Annotated in this window: 1 protein-coding gene; it reads left to right on the top strand. The window is 73.0% G+C overall.

Annotation, left to right across the window (positions count from 1 at the left end; genetic code table 11):
* Nucleotides 1-252: hypothetical protein (locus tag AAEY79_RS15805; protein WP_352289588.1), on the top strand; the 252-nt coding region annotated here is incomplete at both ends.

Here is a 252-nt window from a genome sequence, read left to right as displayed (position 1 = left end):
CAAATGAGCGCGGCAAATCATGGCGTGAACGTGCTGATCTGCGACTGCGACGGCGTGCTGATCGACAGCGAGGCCGTGGCCGCCGACGTGATCGTGCGCGAACTCGATGCGCGCTGGCCGGGCGTCGACGCGCGGCCGGCCGTGATGCCGCTGCTCGGGCTGCGCATCGAGCGCGTGCTGGCCGGGGCGGCCGATGCGGTCGGCCGCACGCTGTCGGCCGACGACGTCGACGCGATCCGCCGCGCGGTGGAG

It is taken from the genome of Psychrobacter sp. GW64-MNA-CIBAN-0177, assembly GCF_040309585.1.
Lineage (GTDB): Bacteria > Pseudomonadota > Gammaproteobacteria > Pseudomonadales > Moraxellaceae > Psychrobacter > Psychrobacter okhotskensis.
This window is presented reverse-complemented; position numbering and strand designations above follow the sequence as displayed.